The organism is Pantoea anthophila (assembly GCF_006494375.1).
Lineage (GTDB): Bacteria > Pseudomonadota > Gammaproteobacteria > Enterobacterales > Enterobacteriaceae > Pantoea > Pantoea anthophila.
Window position 1 is genome coordinate 52,098 of sequence record NZ_VHIZ01000027.1, and the last position, 26,351, is coordinate 78,448.

Consider the following 26,351-nt stretch of genomic DNA (forward strand, 5'->3'; position numbering starts at 1 on the left):
GGTCAGGTTTCCGCATGGCGCAGACGACGCCATTGACGTTGAGTGGCACGACCCAGACGATCGAGCCACAGATAAACAACCGGTGTGGTAAACAGCGTCAGCAGCTGGCTGAGCGCCAGTCCGCCCGCAATCGCGATCCCCAGTGGACTGCGCAGGTCGGCATCACCGCCGCTGCCCAGCGCCAGCGGCAACGCGCCGAAGAAGGCGGCCAGTGTCGTCATCATGATCGGACGGAAGCGCATCAGACACGCCTGAGTGATCGCCTGCTGCGGCGACATGCCCTGCTGCCGTTCCGCGTCGATAGCAAAATCGATCATCATGATGGCGTTCTTTTTCACAATGCCGATCAGCAGGATGATGCCAATCAGCGCGATCACCGTGAGCTGCGTGTTGGTCAGCAGCAGCAGTAACAGCGCGCCGACGCCCGCGGACGGCAGGGTTGAAAGAATGGTCAGCGGATGGATGTAGCTCTCGTAGAGCACGCCGAGCACGATATAGACCGCCGCCAGCGCTGCCAGAATCAGCCACGGCATGGTGGCGGTCAGCTGGGAAAAGGCAGCGGCGGTACCGGCAAAACCGGCGTGAATGGTTGACGGCAGGCCCAGCTTCGCCATCGCCTGTTTAATCAGCAACTGCGCCTGCTCCAGTGAGACGCCCTCATTGAGGTTGAATGCTAGGGTACTGGTGGCGGACTGGCCCTGATGCGCCACCGACAGCGGCGCATTGCCGCCGCTGAAGCGGGCAAAGGCGGAGAGCGGCACGCGGTCACCGCTGTCGTTAATCACATAGAGCTGCTGCAGCGTCTCCGGATTGGCGGTGTCGCTATCCTGCAGCGACATCACCACGTGATACTGATTCAGGGTGTGGTAGAGCGTGGCGATCTGTCGCTGACTGAACGCATTGTTCAGCAGCGTATCGAGCATTTTCACATTGACACCCAGCCGTGTGGCGCGGTCACGATCAATGGTCAGCTCCACCTCCTGACCGCCAGTCTGCGAGTCCGAGTCCACACTGTTGAGCTGGGGGATTGCCGCCAGCGCCGCCTGTACTTTCGGCGTCCAGACCCGCAGCAGATCAAGATCGTCCGCCTGCAGGCTGTACTGATAAGTCGCATTAGCGCTGCGTCCGCCAATGTGCAGATCCTGCGCCGCCATCAGGAACATCTGTGCCCCGGCGATGTGGCTGGTTTTGCGCGTCAGCCGGTTGGCCACTTCGCTGGCCGTGGCATCACGCTGGTCAAAGTCCTTTAGCCGCACAAAGAAGTTGGCGCTGTTTCGCGATCCAAACATCCCGCTGCCCATCGACGACATTACGCTCTCAACCGCCGGATCTTCCTGAATGATTTTGGTGAACATCAGCATTTTTGGCTTCATCGCCTGAAAGGAAATGTTCTGATCGGCACGCAGCGCGCCCATCAGCAGCCCGGTGTCCTGATTCGGGAAAAAGCCCTTCTGCACTACGGTGAACAGGAAAACATTGAGCAGCACGGTCAGCAGCAGGCTGAGCATGGTCAGTTTCTGATGGCGCATCACCCAGGCCAGCCCGCGTCCGTAGGCGGCCAGCAGGCGGTTCAGCTGGTTTTCAATAAACTGATAAAGCGGATGCGGCCGCTGGCTGACGGGCGGCTTCGGTTTCAGCAGGCGCGCGCAGAGCATCGGCGTCAGGCTGAGCGAGACAAACAGCGAGATCAGCAGCGACACCGTGAGTGTGACAGCAAATTCGCGGAACAGCCGCCCGACAATGCTGCCCATCAGCAGAATCGGGATAAACACCGCGATCAGCGATACGGTCATCGACAGCACGGTAAAACTCACCTCCTGCGCCCCGCGCAGCGCCGCCCGCAGCGGACTCAGCCCGCGTTCAATGTGACGGGTGATGTTCTCCAGCACCACAATCGCATCATCCACCACGAAGCCGGTGGCGATAATCAGCGCCATCAGCGACAGGTTATCCAGGCTGTATCCCAGCAGGTACATCACCGCACAGGTGCCGATCAGCGACACCGGCAGTGCCAGTGCCGGAATGATCACCGCCTGCAGATTGCGCAGGAAAATAAACACCACCGCGATGACCAGCAACACCGCGATCAGCAGCGTCTCTTCAGTGTCATACAGCGAGGCGCGCACGCCGGGCGAACGGTCAACCACCACCTTCAGCTGGCTGTCAGCGGGCAGGCTCTTTTCCAGCCGCGGCAGCTGCGCTTTTATTGCGTCGATGGTTTCCAGCATGTTAGCGCCCGCCTGACGTTTAATGCCGATCATCACCGCAGGCGTGGCATTAAGGAATCCCGCCTGATAGCGATCTTCCACCGAGTCATAGACCGTGGCGACGTCACGCAGCCGCACCGCTTTGCCCTGCTGCCAGGTGATGATCAGATCGCGGTAGCTGGCGGCCTTCTCCAGCTGGCCATTGCTGTCCACCAGCCACGACTGGTCACTGCCCTGTAAGATCCCTTTGGGCAGATTGGTGGTGCTGTCGGCGACGGCGGCGCGCACCGTCTCCAGCGAGATGCCGTAGTGGGTCAGCTTCAGCGGCTGCAGATCAATCCGCACCGCGGGTAAGGCGCTGCCCATCAGCGACACTTCGCCGACGCCCTGTACCTGCCCCATCGCCTGTTCGATTTTGCTCTCCGCCAGATCGTAAAGCTCGCCGGGCGTGCGGGTCGCAGAGGTCAGCGCCAGCATCACAATCGGCGCGTCTGAGGGGTTAGCTTTGCGATAAGTCGGCAGCGAGGCCATGGCGCTCGGCAGCAGGCTGCGCGCCGCGTTGATGGCCGCCTGCACGTCGCGCGCCGCGCCGTTGATATCGCGGTCCAGCTCAAACTGCAGGATGATGCTGCTGGAGCCCTGCGAGCTGCTGGAGGTCATCTCGCTGATACCGGCAATCTGCCCGAGTGAACGCTCCAGCGGGGTCGCGACGGTGGCCGCCATGGTCTCGGGGCTGGCCCCCGCCAGGCTGGCGCTGACCATGATGGTCGGGAAATCGACCTGCGGCAGCGGTGCCACCGGCAGCAGCCGGTAACCCAGCGCACCGAGCAGCAGGAGCGCCAGCGTCAGCAGCAGCGTCGCCACGGGACGAAAGATAAATAGCCGTGTCAGGTTCATTGCCCGCTCCGCGCCTGCTGCTGACGGCGTTTCACCCAGGCGTTGCCGCGCTGCGCCAGCCCGTCAAACCAGAGGTAGATGACCGGCGTGGAGAAAAGCGTCAGCACCTGACTGACAATCAGCCCGCCGACAATCACCAGCCCCAGCGGCTGTCGCAGCTCGGCACCCGAGCCGGAGGCGAGCATCAGCGGCAGCGCGCCGAGCAGCGCCGCCATCGTCGTCATCAGAATCGGACGGAAGCGCAGCAGGCAGGCCTGATGAATCGCCTCACGCGCGCTGAGGTGCTGCTGGTGTTCCGCCTCCAGCGCGAAATCGATCATCATAATGGCGTTCTTTTTCACGATGCCGATCAGCAGGATGACGCCAATCAGCACAATCAGGCTGAACTCCGTGCCCGCCAGCAACAGTGTCAGCAGCGCGCCCACCGCCGCCGACGGCAGCGTAGAGAGAATCGTGACCGGATGGATAAAGCTTTCGTAGAGGATGCCGAGCACCACATACATGGTGATCAGCGCCGCCAGAATCAGCCACAGCGTGTTGCCGGTGGCGCTCTGGAATGCCGACGTTTCGCCCTGGTAACGCAGCGTGGTGCTCTCCGGCAGCTGCAGCTGCTGCCGCACGTCGGCGATTGCCCGCTGGCCATCCTCCAGCGAGTAGCCTGGATTCAGGTTGAAGGAGATCATCACCGCCGGGAACTGATTCAGCCGCATGTGCATCAGTGATCCGGTTCGCTGATGAATTGTGGCGATAGCGGTGAGTTTTACCATGCCGCTGCCGGACGTGGTGCTCTCCGTGGCTGAGGATGAGGATGAGGATGTGGTGGTTGATGACGTCGTGCTGCTGGATGACGACGTGGAACTGCTGCTGGTGGACGGCTGCAGATAAACATCATCAAACGACGCCGGCCCTTGCTGGAAGGCCGGCGCCACTTCCAGCACTACCCGATACTGATTTGACTGGGTAAAAATGGTCGAAACCAGACGCTGACCAAAGGCGTTATAGAGCGCCGTGTCCACGTCCGATGCGGTAATGCCGAAGCGCGCCGCTTTGTCCCGGTTCAGCTCCACGTAAGAGACGCGCCCCTGATCCTGCAGGTTACTTACCACGCCATTAAACTCGGGCCGCTGCTGCAATGCCGCCACCAGTTTCGGCGAGGCGCTGACCAGATTTTCACTGTCAGCGTCGTCCAGGGTGAACTGATACTGACTCGGCGAGACCTGGTCGTTGACGGTGAGATCCTGCGCGGGCTGCAGATAGAGCCGGATACCCGGCACGCTGGCGGTCGCCTGGTTCAGCTGGCTGATCACCTCGCTGGCGCTGAAATCGCGGGAGCCAAATGGCTTAAGGTTGATCTGCAACCGGCCGCTGTTGAGGCTGGTGTTGGTACCGTCAATACCGATGGTCGATGAGACACTCTCTACCGCCGGATTTTTCAGGATCAGGGCTGAGAGCGCCTGCTGCCGCGCAGCCATCGCGTTAAATGAGACATCCTGTGAGGCGACGGTGACGCCCTGAATCAGCCCGGTATCCTGGGTCGGGAAGAAACCCTTCGGCACCATCAGATAGAGCAGCGCCGTCAGCCCGAAGGTCGCCAGCGCCACCAGCAGCGTCAGTTTCTGGTGATTGAGCACCACGGTCAGCAGCCGGTCATAGCCGCGCACCAGCCGGTCGAACAGCGCGCCGCCCTTGCGGGCAAAGGTAGACTGCTGCTCTGGCGGAATGTGGCGCAGCAGATACGCGCACAGCATCGGGGTCAGCGTCAGCGACACCCCCATTGACACCAGGATCGCCACCGCCAGCGTAATCGCAAACTCCCGAAACAGCCGCCCAACCACATCGCCCATAAACAGCAGCGGGATCAGCACCGCAATCAGTGAAAAGGTCAGCGAGATGATGGTGAAGCCAATCTGCTGTGAGCCTTTCAGCGCCGCCTCCATCGGCGACTCGCCCTGCTCCAGCCTGCGCGAAATGTTCTCCACCACCACGATGGCGTCATCAATGACAAAACCGGTAGCAATGGTCAGCGCCATCAGCGACAGATTATTCAGGCTGAAGCCCGCCAGATACATCACGCCAAAGGTGCCGACCAGCGACAGCGGCACCGCCACGCTGGGGATCAGCGTGGCGGCCACGTTGCGCAGGAACAGGAAGGTCACCATCACCACCAGCGCAATCGACAGCATCAGCTCAAACTGTACGTCGCTGATTGAGGCGCGAATGGTCTGGGTGCGGTCAGAGAGAATCGTCATCTTCACGCCGTCCGGCAGCGCGGCCTGCAGTGCGGGGAGCTGTGCCTTGATGTTGTCCACCACCTGAATCACGTTCGCACCCGGCTGGCGCTGCACGCTGATGACAATCGCAGGCTGGTTGTTAGCCCATGCGGACTGGAAGCTGTTCTCTGGCCCCTGTTCGATATGGGCGATATCTTTCAGGCGCAGCGCCGCACCGTTCTCATAAGTGAGGATCAGGTTGCCGTACTCTTCGGCGGTACGCAGCTGATCGTTAGCGTCGATGGTGACCGAATGATATTTGCCATCAAAGCCGCCTTTAGAGCCATTGACGTTGCTGTTGCCGATCAGCGTATTCACCGCCTCCAGTGTCAGATGATGCGCCGCCAGCGCCTGCGGATTCATCTGCACCCGAATGGCGGGCTGATGACCGCCCGCCAGCGTTACCATTCCGACGCCGGAAATCTGCGACAGTTTCAGCGCCACCCGGGTATTCACCAGGTCCTGCACCTCGGTCAGCGGCAGCGTGCCGGAGCTGGCTGCCAGCGTCACCACCGCGCTATCCGCCGGATTAACCTTTTTGTAGGTCGGCGGATTGGGCAGATCGTCGGGCAGCAGGTTATTTGCCGCGTTGATGGCCGCCTGTACCTCCTGCTCGGCGACATCCAGCGACAGATCCAGGCTGAACTTCAGGGTAATGATCGACGAGCCGCTGGCGCTGGTGGAGCTCATCTGGCTCAGACCCGCCATCTGCCCTAACTGGCGCTCCAGCGGTGAGGTGACCGATGACGCCATCACATCCGGGCTGGCACCCGGATAGAGCGTAGTGACCTGAATAGTCGGATAGTCGACCTGCGGCAGCGCCGAGGTCGACAGGAATTTATAGGCAAAGATGCCCGCAATCAGCACGCCGACCATCAGCAGAATGGTGGCGACCGGACGCAGAATAAACAGGCGAGACGGGTTCATTTTGACACAGCACCGGCAGCAGGCGTCTCATCGGCCAGCGTGACCTTGCTGCCGCTGGTCAGACGATCGATCCCTTCAGTCACCAGCCGATCCCCCGGCGAGACGCCGCTGAGGATCACCTGCTGGTCGTCGCCGAACGCGGGGCCGGTGGTGACCGCTTTGCGCGTGACGGTGTGATCCTGATTGATCACAAAGACAAAGCTGCCGTCGCTGCTCAACTGCAGCGCCTGCGCCGGGATCACCGTCGCGCCTTTGAGCATCCGGGTCTGCAGCCTGATATTTACAAACTGGTTAGCAAACAGCGCTTCATCCTGGTTGGCAAACACCGCTTTCAGCGCCACGGTGCCGGTAGCCGTGTCGATCTGGTTGCTGATGAACTTTACTTCGCCGCTGGCGAGCTGGTGCTGGTTGTCCTGATCGAACAGCGTGGCGGGCAGGCTCTGCCCCTGATGCAGCACGCTGACCAGCGCCGGGAGGTTGCTTTGTGGCACGCTGAAGGTGACGGCGGCGGGCTGCATCTGAGTGATGGTCACCAGACCGGTGCTGCTGGAGCTCTGCACCATGTTGCCGGGATCGACCTGACGCAGACCGACGCGCCCGCTAATCGGGGCGGTAATCCGGGCATATTCAATGCTCAGCCTGGCACTGGCGATCTGTGCCTGATCGGCGGCGACCGCGCCGCGATACTGTCCGACGGTGGCGATCTGACTGTCGAGATCCTGGCGCGCCAGCGCATTCTGTGCCGCCAGTTTGCGGTAGCGCGCGAGCGTCAGCTCGGCGCTTTTCAGCAGCGCCTGGTTTTCGCTGAGTTCACCCTGATACTGGTTAAGCGTTGCCTGAAAGCTGCGCGGGTCGATCTGGGCCAGCAGCTGTCCGGCGCTGACCTTCTGCCCTTCGGTAAAGAAAATCTGCTCAAGCTGGCCATCAACGCGGCTGGTGACCGTCACGCTGGCGCTGGGGATCACCGTGCCCAGCGCATCCAGCCACACGGGCACATCGGCCGTACTGGCAACCCCGCTGTGGATCAGGGTTGCACCTCCCCCCATCGTGCCGTGCGCACCCGGTTTATTCCCGGAACCCGATAAGAGCAGACGCCAGAGAATGCCAGCCACTATCGTGGCCACCAGCAACAAAAGCAGCCACTTAAGCCCGGAAGTACGCGCCGGGCGAGAAAAGTGAGTCATCGTTAAACTCTTCAGCTAAGCAAAAAAGAAATCCCGGAATGTGCGGAATGCGGCATGGAGAAACGGCAGTGAAGCGTGAACTGCCCGATTTCAGGGGAGCTATTATCCGTGAAAGGTGACGCGCCTTTCCATTGGCAAACTGTCAGGGTTTCGTTAAGAACGATGAGGATTAGCAGGCGTTTTTACGCTCTCCCTGGCCGCATGCAGGCAAAAAAAAACCCACGCTTCTGCGTGGGTTGGTGTAATAACAGGGTCTCACCGCCGAAGCGGTGTTGTTTTCACACCCATCAATACCTCTGGGATCGCTATCGTCGCACTGATTTACCCTGCGGTGACAGCGTGAAAACGCAACCGAATTCGGGGAAGTGCAACGAGGTGTGAAAATTAGCCACCCCGCGCTTACACTCTGATTTGTCTAGGATTTATCTGAAGAACCGGTGACCGGCTTGCTGTAGATCGCGTCCGGCGCGATGTTCATGTGCTTCAGCACCGGTCCCATGATATTGCCGAACACCGGTGCAGCCACCGAGCCACCGAAGTGATCGCCCGCCGTCGGATGGTTAATCATCACCACCAGCGCCACTTCAGGATGACTGGCGGGCGCGAGACCGGCGGTGTAGTTGACGTAGCCGCCATCATATTTGCCGCTGGTGCCCATCTTTTCCGCCGTACCGGTTTTGGTTGCCAGCCGGTAGCCCGGCACCGCCGCCTTCACCCCGGTGCCGCCCGGCAGCACGTCGCTTTCCAGCATATGGACCACCTCTTTGACCGTTTCCGGATTCGCGACCTGCTTGCCCAGAACCGGCGGCGTCACGCGAGTGATTGACAGCGGACGGTAGACGCCATAGGAGCCGAGCGTGGCATATTCACGGGCAATCTGCAGCGGCGTGACGCGCAGACCATACCCGAACGAGAAGGTGGCGCGTTCGATATCGGCCCAGCGGGCGCGATGCAGCGGGAAGTAACCCACGCTTTCGCCGGTCAGGCCTAGGCCGGTCGGTTTACCCAGTCCGAACGCATGGTAAGTGTTGACCAGCGCTTCGGCAGGCATCGCCAGCGCCATATGCGAGACGCCGATGTCACTCGACTTCTGCAGGATGCCGGTCATGGTCAGGCGCGGCCAGTGGCCGACGTCGCGGATCAGGTGCCCGTTAACCCGATAAGGCGTGGTGTCGATCACCGAGTCGGGCCGCACCAGATGGCGCTCAAGCGCCTCCATGACCACTAACGGCTTGACGGTCGACCCCGGTTCGTAGCTGTCGTTAATGGCCGAGTTACGCATCTGCGCCGGCGTGGCCCCTTCATAGTTGTTGGGGTTGAACGACGGATAGGAGGCCATCGCCAGAATCTCGCCGGTGTCGATCTTCACCAGCACGGCGGCGCCGGAATCCGCTTTGTTGAGCAGTACGCCGTCGCGCAGTTTGCTGTAGAGGGTGTACTGATCGTATTTGTCGATGCTGAGCTGCACCGTTGGCGGCTGCGTTGGCGGCTGATAGTTAATCATCGAGATAATGTTGCCCGCCGCATCCTGACGATAGACCTCTTTGCCCGGCTCGCCCTGCAGCACCTTATCAAAGCCTTTTTCCAGCCCGTTCAGACCGACGTTATCGGCCCCGACGATGCCGATCAGCGGCGCAGAGGCTTCGCTCATCGGATAGAAGCGGCTGTCATCATAGACTTCGCTGATCCCCTTCAGCTTCAGCTCTTTAATATCTTTGGCGATCCCCAGTTCGATTTTGCGCCCCAGGTAGAGAAAGCGGCGTTTCGGGTTGGCGGTGATCTGCGCGGCCAGCACGTCGGGACGGGTATTCAGCGCCGCGGCAAGATAGGCCCATTTGGCACTGGTAAAATCGGGGTTGCTCTCCAGCACGCGCTGCGGATCGGCGATCACATCGCGCGACGGCACGCTGAGCGCCAGGGCTTCGCCGTTACGATCCAGCAGGGTGCCGCGACTGGTAGGCAGCGTGACGGTTCGCAGCGATCGCTGATCCGCTTCGTGCTCCAGCATCGGCTGATTCAGGAACTGCAGGTCCGCGACGCGCGCCAGCAGCACCACCAGACAGGTCATCACACCCAGGCAGATCAGCCTGAATCGGAAAGGGTTAAAGGGGGCTTTTATCTGGTCTTTTCCCAGTAGTTTTTTAATCCGGGGCATGGCGTTCCGCTGCGCAAAATAAAGAAAAGGGGCTAAGCCAGCAGTTATAAAGAAAGCGCGGTCCGGATAACAGGAAAACTGTGTATCAGTTCGTTATCGGACACCGGTTGGCGGCAAAAAAAAAACCTGCGCATCTGCGCAGGTTGGTGTAATCAAGAAAATCTATTGATGTTCACCCATCAATACCTCTGGGACCCTGACTGTAGCAAGGGCGATTGATCGGCTGCCATCACTCAAACGCAACAGTTACCGGCAAAATGTAACCAGCCATGAGATCTTTACGCTATTCTGCAATCCTGATGTTTTTTGATTTCCACCAGGCAACTCATGGCATTTGGCCCCTGCGTCAGCGACGAGGTGCCGATGTCGAGCGTGAGGACGTTAGGGTTCCCTGCGCGATCGTAAGGCTGCCACGCCTGGCCAAAGCCAGGATCGAACCAGGCCCCGGTGGCGATGATCACCACGCCTGGCGTTACTCCGTCGGTGATCCGCACACCCGCCAGCATCACCCCGCGAGCGTTGCTGACCTCGATCTCATCGCCTTCTGCCAGCCCGCGTGCCGCCGCATCCTGCGGATGCATGTAAAGCGTTTCGTGGCCGGCGGTTTTATTGCCCTGCACCGTATCGGTGGCATCCAGCTGACTGTGCAGCCGGTCGGCAGGCTGAATGGAGATCATGTGCAGCGGATAGTCGCGGCTGACCGGCGATCCCAGCCACTCCTGCGGCTCACGCCACTCCGGATGCCCGGCGAAATCGTCCAGCTGATAATCCGCAATGGTCTGGCTGAACAGCTCGATTTTGCCGCTGGCCGTTTTAATCGGATTCGCCTGCGGATCGGCACGGAAATCCTCCATAAACTGATAAGGCTTGCCGCCTTCGGGAATTTCCACAAATCCGCGCTGCCAGAACTCATCAAATTCCGGAAAATCGATCCCTTTACGCTGATGTGCCGTGGCGCACTGCTGATAGAGATGCGCAATCCACTGCATCTCGTTGCGCCCTTCGGTGAAGGTGTCGCGGTAGCCCAGGCGCTCCGCCAGGTCAGCAAAGATATCGAAGTCGTTACGCGCCTGATGCTGCGGTTTAATCGCCTGATGCATTGCCAGCACAAAGCGGTCGCGTGACGAGCCGCCGATGTCGTTGCGCTCCAGCGTGGTGGTCGCGGGCAGGACGATATCCGCCATCCGGGCGGCAGGTGTCCAGACGATATCCTGCACCACCACCGTATCGGGTCGCTGCCAGCCCGCCACCAGCCGGTTCAGCTGCTGATGATGATGGAAAGGATTGCCGCCCGCCCAGTGCACCATGTGAATGTCGGGATAGTGCAGCGTCTCGCCCTGAAAACGGTAAGGCTGACCGGGATTGAGCAGCATATCGCTGATCCGGGCCACCGGAATCGACAGCCCGGCGGGGTTAGGACCGGTGCTCATCATCGGGGCAGGCCCCTCCTGACGCGGGTTACCGACGCTGTTCATTGAGCCGTGACCAAATGAGAAACCGGCCCCCGGCAGACCCGGCTGACCGAGCATCGACGACAGCGCAATCATCATCCAGTAAGGCTGTTCGCCGCGATGGGCGCGCTGAACCGAATAGGAGCAGGTCATAAAGCTGCGCTTGCCGATCAGCTGCTGCGCCAGCTGCACAATACGATCGGCCGGAATGCCGGTAATGCGGCTGGCCCAGCCGGCGGTTTTCGCCACGCCATCCGTTTCGCCAAGCAGATAGGCACGCAGCTGCGGCCAGCCGGTGCAGTGACTGGCGAGAAACGCCTCATCCACTGCGCCACGCTGGTTGATCTCATACCCCAGCGCCAGCATCAGTGCCACGTCGGTATTAGGGCGAATCGGAATCCACTCGGCGTTCACAAATTCCGGGCAGTCATCACGCATCGGACTGATGTTAATCACCGGCGTGCCTCTGGCCACCAGCTGCTGCAGCGCCGGTTTCAGGCTGTGCTGCCCCGCCCCGCCGGAGGCGACCTGAGCGTTTTTCAGCGCCAGTCCCCCGAACGCGACAAAAATCTCAGCATGTTCGACCACCTGCGGCCATTCGGTCACGCGGCCGGTCAGTGGCATGTAGGTGCCAATCACATAGGGCAGGAAGAATTGCGCGGCTCCCCAGCTGTAGTTGCCCTGCTGATCGACGCCGCCGCCGCCCTGAAAATAGAAGCGGCGCACCAGGGTGCGGGCATGGTTAACGCGACCGGCCGATGACCAGCCGTAGGAACCGTTGAAAATGCCTGAGGCACCGTAGCGCTCACGGACGCGGCGATTCTCTTCCGCCACCAGGTCCAGCGCGGTCTCCCAGTCAACGGCAACAAAGTCTTCACGGCCACGCAGCGTGCGGTCGCTGTTTTCGCGTGACTTCAGCCACGAGCGCCGCACCATCGGCTGACGGATGCGTTTGTCGGAATAGACCAGTTCTGGAATGGTGTGGATCATCGGTGACGGATCGGCATCGGCGAAGAAAGGTTCGCAGCCCGTCAGGCGATCGTTTTCAGTGACGGCGGTAAAGGCGCCCCAGTGCGCCAGGTGTGGCACTTTGGTTTTCATCGTTGTTTTTCACGGTAGCCAGGGGGGAGAGGGAGCATAACATGGGGCGGCCTCTCAGCAGAAGATGTGCCTGCGGGTCCGATTTTGCCCCTTTTTGCGACGACGCTGGCATTCTGTCGGGTTGATGTGTCTGCCCTTTTCCGTAACACTGATGCGATGTGTAAACGTTTTCCCCCCGGACAGGTCAACGCATGGCTACCATAAAGGATGTTGCGCGACTGGCTGGCGTTTCTGTCGCCACAGTCTCCCGTGTAATCAATAATTCTCCCAAAGCCAGCGACAGCTCCCGACAGGCCGTAGGCCAGGCGATGGAGCAGCTTCAGTATCACCCGAATGCCAACGCACGCGCGCTGGCGCAGCAATCGACCGAAACGCTGGGTCTGATTGTGGGCGACGTCTCCGACCCCTTTTTTGGCGCCATGGTGAAAGCCGTGGATGAGGTCGCAGGCGACACCGGGAACTTTCTGCTGATTGGTAACGGTTACCATAATGAGCAAAAAGAGCGGCAGGCAATTGAACAGCTGATGCGCCACCGCTGTGCGGCGCTGGTGGTTCACGCCAAGAAAATTCCCGATGCGGAGCTGGAAGTGCTGATGAAGCAGGTGCCCGGTATGGTGCTGCTGAACCGGCTGATAAAAGGTTTTGAAAAGCGCTGTATTGCGCTCGACGACCGCTACGGTGCCTGGCTGGCGACCCGCCATCTCATCCAGCTTGGCCACCAGAATATCGCTTTTATCTGTTCGACCCACACCATTTCTGATGCCGAAGATCGCCTGCAGGGCTACTACGATGCGCTGAAGGAGCATGGCCTGCCCTGCAGCGATCGGCTGGTCACCTGGGGCGAACCGGATGAGGTGGGCGGTGAGCAGGCGATGACGGAACTGTTAGGGCGCGGCAGGAACTTTACCGCCGTCGCCTGCTACAACGACTCCATGGCGGCAGGCGCGCTGGCGGTGCTGAGCGACAACGGCGTGCGCGTGCCGGAAGAGATGTCGCTGATTGGCTTCGATGATGTGCTGGTGTCGCGCTATGTGCGTCCCCGCCTCACTACCGTGCGCTATCCGATTGTCACCATGGCGCAGCAGGCGGCTCAGCTGGCGCTGGCACTGGCCAACGACCAGCCGCTGCCGGAAGTCACCCATATGTTCAGCCCGACGCTGGTGCGCCGCCATTCGGTAAGCGGCCCCGCCTGACGTCACGGCGGCGGGTCCGGCGCATCCGTGCTCCCCGCCGCTCCCCCGCGCCTGACGATAACCTGCCCTCTCTTTTTATACCCGCCAGCACGATCCACTATGTAGAGCCTTCTTTGTTTCAGGTCAAAACCGCGCGCATTAATTTCCGGAAGTCACTACATGTAGGAAATAGAATTCTCAGAACCCCAATATGTAGTTCATGGAGAGAAAAATGGCGACGGTGGTAATCAAACGTGATGGGTGCCGGACAGGCTTCGATGCGCAGCGTATTGAGCATGCGGTGTTGGCGGCGGCACGGGCCGCAAAGGTCGATGACAGCGCCTGGTGCGCGCAGGTCGCTGAGCGCGTCGCGGCGCAGCTGGCCAATCGTCCGGAAGTGGAGATCGGTGAGATTCAGTGCGCGGTCGAAGAGACGCTGATGGCGGGCCCCTGGCCGCAACTGGCTCGCGCCTATATTGAATACCGTCACGATCGCGATGTGGCCCGCGATCGGCAGAGCCAGTTGCATCACGCCATTCGCGGGCTGGTCGATCAGACCAACGCCGCGCTGCTGAATGAGAATGCCAACAAAGACAGCAAAGTGATCCCGACGCAGCGCGACCTGCTGGCCGGGATCGTGGCGAAGCACTATGCGCAGCAGCAGATCCTGCCGCGCGATGTGGTACTGGCGCACGAGCGCGGCGAGATCCACTACCACGATCTCGACTACTCCCCCTTCTTCCCGATGTTCAACTGCATGCTGATCGATCTCAAAGGCATGCTGACCAACGGTTTCAAAATGGGCAATGCCGAGATCGAGCCGCCCAAATCGATCGCCACCGCCACCGCCGTGACGGCCCAGATCATCGCGCAGGTCGCCAGCCACATTTACGGCGGCACCACCATCAATCGCATCGATGAGGTGCTGGCGCCGTTTGTTAAGCAGAGCTATGCCCGGCATCTGGCGATCGCGGAACAGTGGCAGATCCCGCAGGCAGAAGCGTATGCGCGCCAGCGCACCGACAAAGAGTGCTATGACGCCTTTCAGTCGCTGGAGTATGAGGTGAATACCCTGCACACCGCCAACGGACAGACCCCGTTTGTCACCTTTGGTTTTGGTCTGGGAACGGACTGGGCAGCCCGCCTGATCCAGCAGTCGATTCTGCGCAACCGCCTGGCCGGACTCGGTAAAAACCGTAAAACCGCCGTCTTTCCCAAACTGGTGTTCACCATTCGCGAAGGCGTTAACCGGCGTGCAGGCGACGTTAACTATGACATCAAACAGCTGGCGCTGGAGTGTGCCAGCAAGCGGATGTATCCCGACATCCTCAACTACGATCAGGTGGTGAAAGTCACCGGCTCGTTTAAAACCCCGATGGGCTGCCGCAGTTTTCTTGGCGTCTACGAAGAGAACGGCGAACAGATCCATGAGGGCCGCAACAATATCGGGGTGATCAGCCTCAATCTGCCGCGCATCGCGCTGGAAGCGGGCGGCGATGAAGCGCGCTTCTGGCAACTGCTGGATGCGCGTCTGCTGCTGGCGAAGCGGGCGCTGATGACGCGGGTGGCGCGGCTGGAGAAAACCAAAGCGCGCGTGGCCCCCATCCTCTACATGGAAGGGGCCTGCGGTGTCCGGCTCAACGCCGATGATGAGGTGGGGCCGATTTTCCGCAATGGCCGCGCCTCCCTGTCGCTGGGCTATATCGGCCTGCATGAAACCCTGAATGCCCTCAGCGGTGGCCAGAAGCACCCCTATGATGACGCGGCGCTGCGCGCCAAAGGGGTGGAGATCATCGCCTATCTGCGCGCTGCCACCGATCGCTGGAAAGCGGAGACCCATTACGGCTTCAGCCTCTACAGCACGCCGAGTGAGAATCTCTGTGACCGCTTCTGCCGTCTGGACGCGGCACAGTTTGGTCTGGTGGCAGGCGTGACCGACAAGGGCTACTACACCAACAGCTTCCATCTCGACGTTGAGAAGAAGGTGAATCCCTACGATAAAATCGACTTTGAAGCGCCCTATCCACCGCTGGCGAATGGCGGATTCATCTGTTACGGCGAATACCCGAACGTGCAGCACAACCTCAGGGCGCTGGAGGATGTCTGGGACTACAGCTACGACCGCGTGCCCTACTACGGCACCAACACCCCGATTGATGAGTGCTACGACTGCGGCTTCAACGGTGAGTTTACCTGTACCAGCCGCGGCTTTACCTGTCCGCAGTGCGGCAACCACGATCCGGCGCGCGTCTCCGTCACCCGGCGGGTCTGCGGTTATCTTGGCAGCCCGGATGCGCGGCCCTTTAACGCCGGAAAACAGCAGGAAGTGCAGCGCCGGGTGAAACATCTGGCAGAAGGACCGCTGGGATGATGCATATCCATCGCTACTACGATGTGGATATCGTGAATGGCCCCGGCACCCGCTGCACGCTGTTTGTCGCCGGTTGTGAACATCAGTGTCGCGGCTGCTACAACCAGAGTACCTGGCGAACCGACTCCGGCGTGCCTTTTACGCTGGCGATGGAGGAGCAGCTGCTGGCGGATTTGCAGGACACGCGCATTCCGCGTCAGGGATTGTCGCTGAGCGGCGGCGATCCGCTGCATCCGCACAACGTGCCGCACATTCGCCGTCTGGTGAAGCGGGTGCGCCAGAGCTGTCCCGATAAAGATATCTGGCTCTGGACCGGTTACCGGATGCAGGAGCTGAATGCCGCGCAGCGCGCCGTGCTGCTCTATCTCGACGTGCTGATTGATGGCCGTTTTGTCGAAGAGGAGAAGGATGCCTCGCTGCCCTGGCGCGGCAGCCGCAATCAGATCCTCTGGCAGTTACGCTGAGTGACGCGGGATGTCGCCCGACTCAATGATAGTGACGCTTTCGCCCGCCGGCGTGAACGCCTGCTGATGCAGACAGCGGGCCACGTCACGTGCGCTCACCGCCCGCCAGTGACCCGGCAGCAGAGAAAAGAGCGGCGCCATCAGGCGTTCCCCCGGACGCGTCTGCGCCCGATCGCCCAGCAGTAACGAAGGCCGTACCAGCGTCAGGTGCGGCCAGCCCTGATGGCGCAATGCGTTTTCCATTTCGCCTTTCACGCGACTGTACAGGAAAGGTGAGTGACGGCTGGCACCGTGGGCGCTCACCACCAGCATCTGTTTTGCCCCCAGCCGCAGTCCGCTCAATCCGCTGTCCACCACCAGGGTGTAATCGACGTGAATAAACGCCGCTTTGCTGCCCGCCTGCCGGCGCGTGGTGCCCAGACAGCAGAACACCGTATCCAGCGAAGACTCCAACGGCCCGAGCACATCGGTCAGGTCGGCCTCCACCGGGTTGACGACCTTACGCAGGACAGGCAGCGGACGACGGGTTGGCGCGATGATCTCATCGACGCGCGGATCCTCAATCAGTAAGCGCAGCAGATGCGACCCGACTAAGCCGGTGGCTCCGGTCAGTAATACGCGATTCATCTCAGATTCATCCTTATTTCACTGCTGACAGCTTAAAAGATAGCTGATCTTAACGGTCTGGCTTGCGTTCTCGCCCATAGCGACCAGACTTAAACCCTGATCCGGAAAGCGCGCCTCGCGCTCCACTGCTTTAAGGAGGAAACAAAATGAGCAAGAAAGTTGCGGTTTTGATTACCGATGAATTTGAAGACTCAGAATTTACGTCGCCTGCTGAGGTCTACAAACGCGCCGGGTTTGAGGTAGTGACCATTGAGAACCAGGCCGGAAATGTCGTAAAAGGCAAAAAAGGCGAAGCCGAAGTGACCATCGATCGCAGCATTGACGACGTCAGCCCGGCTGAGTTTGATGCGCTGCTGCTGCCAGGCGGTCACTCGCCGGATTCGCTGCGTGGCGATGACCGCTTTGTCGCGTTCACCAAAGAGTTCGTTGCCAGCGGCAAGCCTATCTTTGCTATCTGCCACGGCCCCCAGCTGCTGATCAGCGCCAACGGCGTGCGTGGTCGCAAGATGACCACCGTAAAAGCCGTTGCCATCGACCTGATCAACGCCGGTGCCGACTTCCATGATAAGGAAGTGGTGGTTGACGGCGATAAGCTGGTGACCAGCCGCACCCCGGCCGATTTACCCGCCTTCAATCGCGAATCTCTGCGTATCCTCGAAGCGCTGTAAATCCGTTGCGCCCTTTTCGCTGAAAAGGGCGTTTCAGCTTTCCCGCAGCCAGCTGATCTTCTTACCAAATCCCAGCGCATTGTCGGTCATCTTCACCTCATCAAGCTGAATCTCCCACAGCGGTGCTGAGACTTTGCGCGACACCGGAAACCGTTTCTGATAGGCGGCTCTGGCGACCTTCTCCGTTTCCTCCTCCAGCCGCACAATCCGGCCACGATACTGCACCCCTTTTATCAGCAGCACGCTTCTGGGCTGGCCATTGACGGTGCCCGCGACCTGCGGGTTCTTCAGCATCAATGCCCCGTGACGGGTGTCAGGCTCAGTCATAATCCAGAACACCATGCGCGCTTCATCGAAGACGTAGTAGCAGTTGGCGCACCAGAGTTGATCGTCGGCGGCAGAGCAGAGAGAAAGCACATGTTGCTTTCGGAGATAGCGAACCAGATGGGCGTGATCGGACAAGGTAAACTCCTGGCGATGCACCGGAGCGTGAAGCGCGCTACACTGCCCGGCACCTTTTTTTGGGAAATGATTGCGAATGAGTCAGCAGTGGCAACTCTACATCGTCCGTACGGCGAAAGGGAGCCTGTACACCGGCATCACCACGGATGTGATGCGCCGGTTTGATCAGCACCAGACCGGACGCGGCGCCCGCGCGTTGCGCGGCAAAGGTCCACTGGCGCTGGTGTTTCACTGTGATGCAGGTGACCGTGCCAGCGCCTCCAGACTGGAGTATCAGGTCAAGCAGCTGACCCGTCAGCAGAAACTCCAGTTAGTGGCGGGTCAGCCGGTCAGTCTGGAGAGCTGGCTGGGTATTACAGCAGGCGATTAAAGGGCTCGGCGAAGTCGATCTCTCCGTCTGCGCCCTCAAACGCCGTCTCTGCCAGGCGATAGACCTGGAACGTCGCCTCGCTGTCCGGCCAGCGGCTCTGCAGGCCGACGCGGGCCGCCGGTTCAAAGCCAAAGCGGCTGAAGAATGCCGGATCGCCCAGCACGACCACCGCGCTGTAACCGAACTCGTTGAGGGTATCCAGTCCTTCATAAATCAGTTTGCTGGCAATGCCCTGCCCGCGCAGCGTCTCATCCACCGCCAGCGGTGCCAGCGCCACCCAGCCACGATCTTCACCTTTAACGCTGACCGGACTGAATGCAGCATAACCCAGCACCTGTCCCTCATCATCAGTGGCGACCACGCCTAAGGTTAACAGGCCATCTTCGCGCAGCGACTGCGTCAGTTCCGCCTCGGCGGGCGACGTGAAACAGCGTCTGAGCAGCGTGTCGATGCCTGCGGCATCCACGCCAATTTCGCTACGGATCAGCATAGGGCACCTGCGCGTGCCTGTCCGGCCTTCGCGTCCTGTTTCATCCCGGCGTCGACAAAGGCCGCCATCTGCTGAATTGCCGTGCGTAACGCGGTGGGCATAGCCTCGGGTTCAATAGCATCCATTACGTTCTTCACCTCAAGTCCCAGTTCAGTGTCCCCTTCAATCACCAGACGGCGTTGAAAGAAGAGCATGTCGGGATCTGCTTTACGTGCTGCCACCAGCAACAAATCATTGGCATTGCCCCGAAACCAGACATCCGCTTCGGACTGTTGCAATACCACCAGCCGGCCGTCCTGCAGCGTGGTAATCCATTGCAGATTGAGATCGGCAATCCCGATACCCAGCAGGCGACCTTCCAGAAAGTCTAACTCACCTTCAGCTAAAGCATGACGAAATTGCCAGTTTAAGAGTTGTTGCAGAAGCCGCTTTTTGACCGGGAATGGGGTAAGCGCTGCGGGTAAGCCTAAGATTTCCGGAGCCTTTTTCACAAAATGGGCATGAATCCGCTTTAACACTTTTGTCCCTCCCTTCAGAAAATTTTACGTATATTGCCATATCCGTTTCGCCACACCTCATCCGGGATCAATAAAAATCGCGCTCCCGGCAGGAAAAAAAAGCCGCGCCGGTGGGGAGGAACGAAAAATTCACTGCCCCAAATCAATACGCCTCCCGGCGCAGATGCCTAGACTCGACGCCCATCTGCATGTTGAGAGGAACACCTATGGAACTGCTCTGCCCGGCAGGCAACCTGCCCGCAGTGCGCACCGCCGTCGAGAATGGCGCGGATGCGGTCTATGTGGGGCTGAAAGATGACACCAACGCCCGCCACTTCGCGGGCCTGAACTTCACCGACAAAAAGCTGGCCGAAGCGGCTCGCTATCTGCATCAGCATCGCCGCAAACTGCATGTGGCAATCAATACCTTCGCCCATCCTGACGGCATGGGACGCTGGCAGCGGGCCATTGATGTGGCGGCGCAGAACGGGGCCGACGCGCTGATCCTCGCCGATATCGCTACCCTGGAGTATGCGGCGACGCACTATCCCCAGGTGGAGCGCCATCTCTCCGTGCAGGCGTCAGCCACCAATCTGGAGGCGATTCGCTTTTATCATCGCCATTTTAACCTGCAGCGTGTGGTGCTGCCGCGGGTGCTCTCTCTGCATCAGGTAAAGCAGCTGGCGCGCAGCACGCCGGTGCCGCTGGAGGTGTTCGCGTTTGGCAGCCTGTGCATTATGGCGGAAGGCCGCTGCTACCTCTCCTCGTGGCTGACCGGTGAGTCGCCTAACAGCGCCGGTGCCTGTTCTCCGGCGAAATTTGTGCGCTGGCAGCAGACGCCGCAGGGCATGGAATCTCGCCTGAACGAAGTGCTGATCGATCGCTACGCGGCGGATGAAAGCGCGGGTTACCCGACCCTGTGCAAAGGACGGTATGAGGTCAGCGGCCAGCGTTATCACGTGCTGGAAGAGCCCACCAGCCTGAACACGCTGGAGCTGCTGCCGGAGCTGCTGCGGGCCGGGGTCGCCTCGGTCAAGATCGAGGGTCGCCAGCGCAGTCCCGCCTATGTTGCTGATGTCGCGCGCGTCTGGCGTCAGGCGATCGACCGCTGTCAGGCCCGGCCGGAACAGTTTGAGGTGGCGCCCCGGTGGATGCAGACGCTGGGCGATCTCTCTGAAGGCACGCAAACCACGCTGGGTGCTTATCACCGTGAATGGCAATAAGGAGTCATGATGCAATATGCCGTCGGGCCGGTGCTCTGGTACTGGCCAACCCCTACGCTGGAGGAGTTTTACCAGCAGGCTGCCCGCAGTAGCGCGGAGATTATTTACCTCGGCGAAGCGGTGTGCAGTAAACGCCGCGCGACGCCTTATGGCCGCTGGATGGAGATGGCCCGTGACGCCGCGGCCAGCGGCAAACAGGTGGTGCTGAGCACCCTGGCGCTGCTGCAGTCCCCCTCTGAACTGAAAGAGCTGCAGCGTTATGTCGAAAACGGCGAGTTCCTGATTGAAGCGAATGATATCGGCACGGTTAACATGGTCGCTGAGCGCCACCTGCCCTTTGTGGCAGGCCCGACGCTGAACGTCTACAACGCTGACACCCTGCAACTGCTGGTCAGGGAGGGGATGACGCGCTGGTGTATGCCGGTCGAGATGTCACGCGACTGGCTGCTGCAGCTGCTGGAACAGTGCGAAACGCGCGGTATCCGGCAGCAGTTTGAGGTGGAGGTGATGGGCTACGGTCATCTGCCGCTGGCGCTCTCGGCGCGCTGCTTTACCGCCCGCTCGGAAAACCGCGCGAAGGACGATTGCGAAACCTGCTGCATCAACTATCCGACAGGCCGCCGCGTCAGCTCGCAGGAGGGGCAGCCGGTGTTCGTGCTCAACGGCATTCAGACCATGAGCGGCTACTGTTACAACCTGGGGAACGATCTGGCGGGGATGCGGGAGTGGGTCGACTGCGTCCGGCTCTCTCCGCAGGACAGCACCACGCTGGCAGAGATAGATCGTTTCCGGGCCAACGAGAATGGTCAGGCTCCGTTAATGGTCGCGAAAGGCTGCGATTGCAATGGTTACTGGCGCAAACTGGCGGGTATGACGCTGGCATCCTGAGTAAAAGCACATACCGGCTATATTCCTGCTGAGGTTAGCAGTTTTAATATAAGGAATGATGCGTAATACTAAATGATGCAGACTTTAATGCCTGCGCCATACAACGGGAGTAGTCATGTCTGATAAAAAACCTCTTCGCCTGTCCGTGCTGGATCTCGCGCCGATCCCTCAGGGTGCGACCGCGCGGGATGCGTTCCACAATTCGCTGGCGCTGGCGCGTCAGGCTGAAAAACTGGGCTACCAACGCTACTGGCTGGCTGAACATCACAACATGACGGGGATTGCCAGTGCTGCGACGTCGGTGCTGATCGGCTATCTGGCGGCCAATACCGAGACGCTGCAGCTGGGATCGGGCGGCATCATGCTGCCTAACCATGCGCCGCTGGTGATTGCCGAGCAGTTTGGCACACTGGCTTCTCTCTATCCCGGCCGTATCGATCTCGGCCTGGGTCGTGCACCCGGCTCTGACCAGCGTACGATGATGGCGCTGCGTCGTCATCAGGCCAGCATGCACGCCGACACCTTTCCTGAAGATGTGGCTGAACTGATTAACTGGTTTGATGCGGAAGCGGATGCACAGCCGCCGGTGCAACCGGTGCCGGGCCTCGGCCTGAAGATCCCGGTCTGGCTGCTCGGCTCCAGCCTCTACAGTGCGCAACTGTCAGCCCGGATGGGTCTGCCGTTTGCCTTCGCCTCACATTTTGCGCCGGATCAGCTGTTCCAGGCGCTGCACGTCTACCGCGAAAACTTCCAGCCCTCGGCGCGACTCGACAAGCCGTATGCCATGGTCTGCATCAACGTGGTCGCCGCTGACAGCGAGCGTGAGGCACGCTTCCTGTTTACCTCGCAGCAGCAGCAGTTTATCAACCTGCGCCGCGGCAAACCGGGCCCGTTACCGGCACCGGTTGAGAACATGGATAACCTCTGGTCACCGTCAGAGCAGTATGGGGTTCAGCAGGCGCTCAGCATGTCGCTGGTCGGCGATGGGGATAAGGTGCGCCACGGGCTGGCGTCACTGATGCGTGAAACCCAGGCGGATGAGATCATGGTCAACGGCCAGATTTTTGACTCCGCGGCGCGCCTGCGCTCCTTCGCCATTGCGATGGAAGCGGCCAGCAGCCTGTAGTCAGTTCTGCGGTGGGGGCACAGTCTCTGCGCTCACCGCCAGCTGACGACTGTCCCTGGCCGGGGATTGCCCGTAAAGGCGGCGATACTCCCGGCTGAACTGTGACGCACTCTGATAACCTACCCGATAGCCTGCCGTCCCGGCATCCAGCTTTTCCACCATCATCAGCCGTCGCGCCTCATTCAGCCGCAGCTGTTTCTGATACTGCATCGGCGTCATTGCCGTGACCGCTTTGAAGTGATGATGCAGCGAAGAGATGCTCATGCCGACACTGCTGGCGAGCTGGTCAATCTTCAGCGGCTGATGAAAATTCTCCCGCAGCCAGCGGGCCGCCTGCGCCACCCGGTTACCCGGCCGCTCAGCCAGCGCCATATTCAGAATGCGCGATCCTTCCGGTCCGGTCAGCAGCCGGTAGAAAATCTCCTGCTCGATCAGCGGGGCGAGCGCCGGGATATCCTCAGGATGGTCAAGCAGCCGCACCAGCCGCGTTACCGCTTCCACCAGCCACGGCGACATCTTGTGCACGGTAATGCCGCGTTCGTTGCGGGCCGTAGCGGGTGACAGCGTCGGAGGAAACTGGTCGAGGTAGCGCATCAGCCGGGATTCATTGATGGCGATGCCAATCCCCAGGTTAGGTTTTTCCGGCGTGGCGACCGTGACGCAGGCGCGCACCGGCATGTCCAGCGTCACCAGCAGCAGATCGCCCGGGCCATAATGCAGCACCTCATCACCGATGTGCAGCGCCTTGCCGCCCTGTGCGACCAGCGCGAAACTGGCCCATTGGGCAAAGTGCGCGGGCTTTGTCGGTGCAGAGCTGCGCCCAAAGAACAGGTAGTCAATGGCACTCGCGTGCCGTCCATCCTCCGGCGCATGCCGCGCAATCAACCGGGCCAGCGCCTGCCACGTATCATTCTCTGTCACCGGGTCATCTCCCTTCATTATCTCAGCCGATATTACCTGAGCCGGTGCGCCATGCCTGTGTCGCAGCGACACTTTTGCAGGATCGGGCAAAAAGCTTGCAGGATTGCGCTACCCGGATGGGTCACCGGCGCGCATAGTCTGTCAACGCAATCATTACGGCGGAGATCAGGATAATGAAGGCACTACAGAATAAAATCGCGCTGGTAACGGGAGCATCAAAAGGCATTGGTGCTGCTATCGCCATCGCCTTTGCGACGGCGGGCGCACGGGTAATCGTCAATTATCAACAGGACGAGGTGGGTGCGGCTGACGTGGTCAGCGACATTCTTGCCCTGGGCAGTGACGCGGTGGCGGTGCAGGCGGATATCTCTGTGCAGCAGGACGTGGAACGGCTGTTTGCAACCACCGTCGCCTGTTTCGGCGCGCCAGATATTGTGGTGAATAACGCGGGCCGCTTTCATCACGGCGCTTTTGAGGCGCTGACCCAGGAGGAGATGCAGCAGCAGATCAACGTTAACCTGCTTGGCACGCTGCTAGTCTGTCAGCAGGCGATTCATCACTTTCCTGCCCACGGCGGCACCCTTATCAACCTCAGCGCCCTGAGCAGCCAGAACAGCACGCCGGGTTCCGTGCTCTGGGCGGCGACCAAGGGCGCGGTGGATACCCTGACACAGGGGCTGGCGCGCGAACTGGGTGCCAGAAACATTCGGGTTAACGCCCTGGCACCGGGAATGATTCTGACAGAGGGATTGCTGGCGGCGAAGAGGATGAGCCCGCAGCTTAAAGCGCAACTGCTGGCCGCCACGCCGCTGGGGCGCTTTGGTCTGCCGGAAGATGTGGCACAGGTGGCGCTGTTTCTGGCCTCGGAGGAGTCCGCCTGGGTCAGCGGCGAGCGCGTCATCATCAGCGGCGGAGCCTGATCGGCATAAAAAAAGGGAAGCCAGTGGCTTCCCTTTTTGTTACGACATGAAGTCGTTATGCGTCACGACGACGTGGTGCGGCTGCGCCATCTTCACGACGTGGACCACGGCCGCCTTCGCGGTTAAAGCTGCGACCGCCTTCACGACCACCGTCACGGCGCTCAGAAGAGAAACGACGACCACCTTCACGGTTGCCAGCGCCTGGGCCATTACGACGATCGCCAGCGGCCGGACGACGGTCACCACGACCTTCGTTTGGCTGAGCATCACCCAGTAACTGCATATTCATCGGCTTGTTCAGAATACGTGTACGGGTGAAGTGCTGCAGCACATCGCCTGGCATGCCTTTCGGCAGCTCGATAGTCGAGTGGTTACCGAACAGCTTGATGTTACCGATGTAACGGCTGCTGATGTCGCCTTCGTTAGCGATCGCGCCAACGATATGACGAACTTCAACACCATCATCGCGACCCACTTCGATGCGGTAGAGCTGCATCTCGCCAACGTCACGACGTTCGCGACGTGGACGGTCGCCATCGCGGCTGTCACGTGGACCACGCGCTTCGCGGCTGTCACGACGGCCATCACGATCGTCACGATCGCGGTATTCACGACGTGGCGGACGTGGCGCTTCCGGTGGCAGAATCAGAGGACGTTCGCCCTGTGCCATCTTCAGCAGTGCCGCGGCCAGCGTTTCCAGATCCAGTTCGTCTTCTGGCTGCATTTTAGTCAGCAGAGCACGGTACTGATCCAGATCGCTGCTTTCCAGCTGCTGCTGAACTTTCGCGGCAAACTTCGCCAGACGACGCTGACCCAGCAGCTCTGCGTTAGGCAGTTCAACTTCCGGAATAGTCAGCTTCATTGTACGTTCGATGTTGCGCAGCAGACGACGCTCGCGGTTCTCAACGAACAGCAGCGCGCGGCCAGCACGACCGGCACGACCGGTACGGCCGATACGGTGAACGTAAGATTCTGCATCCATCGGGATGTCGTAGTTAACAACCAGGCTGATGCGCTCAACGTCCAGGCCACGGGCCGCAACGTCAGTCGCAATCAGGATGTCGAGACGACCATCTTTCAGGCGCTCCAGCGTCTGCTCACGCAGTGCCTGGTTCATGTCACCGTTCAGCGCGGCGCTGTTGTAGCCACTGCGCTCCAGCGCTTCTGCAACTTCCAGGGTCGCGTTTTTGGTACGTACGAAGATAATCGCCGCATCAAAATCTTCCGCTTCCAGGAAGCGAACCAGTGCGTCAGTTTTACGACCGTAAGCGGTCCAGTAGCTCTGGCTGATGTCAGGACGCGTGGTCAGGCTTGACTGAATACGCACTTCCTGTGGATCTTTCATGAAGCGTTTCGTGATACGACGAATCGCTTCTGGCATGGTGGCAGAGAACAGAGCGGTCTGATGACCTTCCGGGATCTGCGCCATGATGGTTTCAACGTCTTCGATGAAGCCCATACGCAGCATTTCGTCCGCTTCGTCCAGCACCAGGCCGCGCAGGTTAGAAAGGTCTAACGTGCCGCGTTTCAGGTGGTCCAGCAGACGGCCAGGCGTACCCACAACAACCTGTGGTCCCTGACGCAGTGCACGCAGCTGCACGTCATAACGCTGGCCGCCGTACAGGGCAACCACGTTCAGGCCACGCATGTGTTTAGAGAATTCGGTGACAGCTTCAGCAACCTGAACCGCCAGTTCGCGGGTCGGTGCCAGCACCAGGATCTGAGGTGCTTTTACAGAAGGGTCAATGTTGTTTAACAGCGGCAGAGAGAACGCCGCAGTTTTACCACTCCCGGTCTGCGCCATACCTAACACGTCACGGCCCGCCAGCAGGTGAGGAATACACTCAGCCTGGATTGGGGAAGGCTTTACGTAGCCCATGCCATTCAGTGATTCAAGGATGTCGGCGTTCAGGCCAAGGTCAGCAAAAGTGGTTTGAATATCAGTCATGTAGTACACGTG

Annotated in this window: 20 protein-coding genes; 9 read left to right on the top strand and 11 right to left on the bottom strand. The window is 60.2% G+C overall.

The window, feature by feature from the left end:
• Positions 1-2 precede the first annotated feature (2 nt).
• The 5 genes from FJW00_RS05195 to FJW00_RS05215 form a co-directional block, all read right to left on the bottom strand.
• Positions 3-3,104, bottom strand: a complete 3,102-nt coding sequence (locus tag FJW00_RS05195) for an efflux RND transporter permease subunit (protein WP_140923215.1) — start codon at positions 3,102-3,104, stop codon at positions 3-5.
• A complete protein-coding gene (locus tag FJW00_RS05200; RefSeq protein ID WP_140923216.1) occupies positions 3,101-6,301 on the bottom strand; it encodes an efflux RND transporter permease subunit in 3,201 nt (1,066 codons plus the stop codon). The genes FJW00_RS05195 and FJW00_RS05200 overlap by 4 nt, the downstream gene beginning before the upstream one ends.
• Positions 6,298-7,485: an efflux RND transporter periplasmic adaptor subunit gene (locus tag FJW00_RS05205; RefSeq protein WP_140923217.1), complete on the bottom strand. Its 1,188-nt coding sequence runs from the start codon at positions 7,483-7,485 to the stop codon at positions 6,298-6,300. The genes FJW00_RS05200 and FJW00_RS05205 overlap by 4 nt, the downstream gene beginning before the upstream one ends.
• Positions 7,486-7,900: 415 nt before the next feature.
• Positions 7,901-9,640, bottom strand: a complete 1,740-nt coding sequence (locus tag FJW00_RS05210) for a penicillin-binding transpeptidase domain-containing protein (RefSeq protein ID WP_140923218.1) — start codon at positions 9,638-9,640, stop codon at positions 7,901-7,903.
• Between the two features lie 278 nt (positions 9,641-9,918).
• Positions 9,919-12,192 carry a molybdopterin guanine dinucleotide-containing S/N-oxide reductase gene (locus FJW00_RS05215; RefSeq protein WP_140923219.1) on the bottom strand — a complete coding sequence of 758 codons (2,274 nt, stop codon included), beginning with the start codon at positions 12,190-12,192 and terminating at the stop codon, positions 9,919-9,921.
• Between the two features lie 191 nt (positions 12,193-12,383).
• Between FJW00_RS05215 and galR the strand changes: the two genes are divergently transcribed.
• From galR to nrdG, 3 genes are all read left to right on the top strand, one after another.
• Complete coding sequence (gene galR / locus FJW00_RS05220) at positions 12,384-13,385, top strand: HTH-type transcriptional regulator GalR (protein WP_009092386.1); 1,002 nt, start codon at positions 12,384-12,386, stop codon at positions 13,383-13,385.
• Between the two features lie 211 nt (positions 13,386-13,596).
• Positions 13,597-15,735 (top strand): anaerobic ribonucleoside-triphosphate reductase, encoded by a 2,139-nt coding sequence (gene nrdD / locus FJW00_RS05225; RefSeq protein ID WP_140923220.1) that lies wholly within the window; start codon positions 13,597-13,599, stop codon positions 15,733-15,735.
• Positions 15,732-16,199 carry an anaerobic ribonucleoside-triphosphate reductase-activating protein gene (nrdG, locus tag FJW00_RS05230; protein WP_140923221.1) on the top strand — a complete coding sequence of 156 codons (468 nt, stop codon included), beginning with the start codon at positions 15,732-15,734 and terminating at the stop codon, positions 16,197-16,199. Before nrdD ends, nrdG begins: the two co-directional genes overlap by 4 nt.
• Here nrdG and FJW00_RS05235 read toward each other — a convergent pair.
• Complete coding sequence (locus FJW00_RS05235; RefSeq protein ID WP_140923222.1) at positions 16,191-16,826, bottom strand: NAD-dependent epimerase/dehydratase family protein; 636 nt, start codon at positions 16,824-16,826, stop codon at positions 16,191-16,193. The two genes, nrdG and FJW00_RS05235, sit on opposite strands and share 9 nt — an antisense overlap.
• 146 nt (positions 16,827-16,972) lie before the next feature.
• On the opposite strand from FJW00_RS05235, the gene FJW00_RS05240 reads away from it, so the two are divergent.
• Complete coding sequence (locus FJW00_RS05240) at positions 16,973-17,494, top strand: type 1 glutamine amidotransferase domain-containing protein (RefSeq protein ID WP_009092391.1); 522 nt, start codon at positions 16,973-16,975, stop codon at positions 17,492-17,494.
• 33 nt (positions 17,495-17,527) lie between these two features.
• Here FJW00_RS05240 and FJW00_RS05245 read toward each other — a convergent pair whose 3' ends face one another.
• A complete protein-coding gene (locus FJW00_RS05245; RefSeq protein WP_046101095.1) occupies positions 17,528-17,956 on the bottom strand; it encodes a YhbP family protein in 429 nt (142 codons plus the stop codon).
• Positions 17,957-18,032: 76 nt separating this feature from the next.
• Between FJW00_RS05245 and FJW00_RS05250 the strand changes: the two genes are divergently transcribed.
• Complete coding sequence (locus tag FJW00_RS05250; RefSeq protein WP_009092393.1) at positions 18,033-18,326, top strand: GIY-YIG nuclease family protein; 294 nt, start codon at positions 18,033-18,035, stop codon at positions 18,324-18,326.
• Here FJW00_RS05250 and FJW00_RS05255 read toward each other — a convergent pair.
• Both FJW00_RS05255 and ubiT read right to left on the bottom strand, forming a co-directional pair.
• Entirely contained in the window at positions 18,310-18,816 is a 507-nt protein-coding gene (locus FJW00_RS05255) for a GNAT family N-acetyltransferase (RefSeq protein WP_140923223.1), read from the bottom strand. The genes FJW00_RS05250 and FJW00_RS05255 overlap by 17 nt on opposite strands.
• Entirely contained in the window at positions 18,810-19,334 is a 525-nt protein-coding gene (gene ubiT, locus FJW00_RS05260; RefSeq protein WP_009092395.1) for a ubiquinone anaerobic biosynthesis accessory factor UbiT, read from the bottom strand. The genes FJW00_RS05255 and ubiT overlap by 7 nt, the downstream gene beginning before the upstream one ends.
• A 206-nt stretch (positions 19,335-19,540) precedes the next feature.
• Between ubiT and ubiU the strand changes: the two genes are divergently transcribed.
• The 3 genes from ubiU to FJW00_RS05275 all read left to right on the top strand — a co-directional run bounded on the left by ubiU (position 19,541) and on the right by FJW00_RS05275 (position 22,550).
• The gene (gene ubiU / locus FJW00_RS05265; protein ID WP_046101094.1) at positions 19,541-20,536 is read left to right on the top strand and encodes a ubiquinone anaerobic biosynthesis protein UbiU; all 996 of its coding nucleotides are present in this window, start codon (positions 19,541-19,543) and stop codon (positions 20,534-20,536) included.
• Between the two features lie 9 nt (positions 20,537-20,545).
• A complete protein-coding gene (locus FJW00_RS05270; protein WP_140923224.1) occupies positions 20,546-21,424 on the top strand; it encodes a U32 family peptidase in 879 nt (292 codons plus the stop codon).
• Between the two features lie 115 nt (positions 21,425-21,539).
• Positions 21,540-22,550 carry a luciferase-like monooxygenase gene (locus FJW00_RS05275; RefSeq protein ID WP_046101092.1) on the top strand — a complete coding sequence of 337 codons (1,011 nt, stop codon included), beginning with the start codon at positions 21,540-21,542 and terminating at the stop codon, positions 22,548-22,550.
• Here the strand turns inward: FJW00_RS05275 and FJW00_RS05280 are convergent, their stop codons facing one another.
• Complete coding sequence (locus FJW00_RS05280) at positions 22,551-23,471, bottom strand: AraC family transcriptional regulator (RefSeq protein ID WP_181405351.1); 921 nt, start codon at positions 23,469-23,471, stop codon at positions 22,551-22,553.
• Positions 23,472-23,644: 173 nt separating this feature from the next.
• Between FJW00_RS05280 and FJW00_RS05285 the strand changes: the two genes are divergently transcribed.
• Positions 23,645-24,391 (top strand): SDR family NAD(P)-dependent oxidoreductase, encoded by a 747-nt coding sequence (locus tag FJW00_RS05285; protein ID WP_111207625.1) that lies wholly within the window; start codon positions 23,645-23,647, stop codon positions 24,389-24,391.
• Positions 24,392-24,446: 55 nt separating this feature from the next.
• Here the strand turns inward: FJW00_RS05285 and FJW00_RS05290 are convergent, their stop codons facing one another.
• On the bottom strand, positions 24,447-26,339 hold the full coding sequence (locus tag FJW00_RS05290; protein ID WP_140923226.1) for a DEAD/DEAH family ATP-dependent RNA helicase: 1,893 nt from the start codon (positions 26,337-26,339) through the stop codon (positions 24,447-24,449).
• Positions 26,340-26,351: the final 12 nt, after the last annotated feature.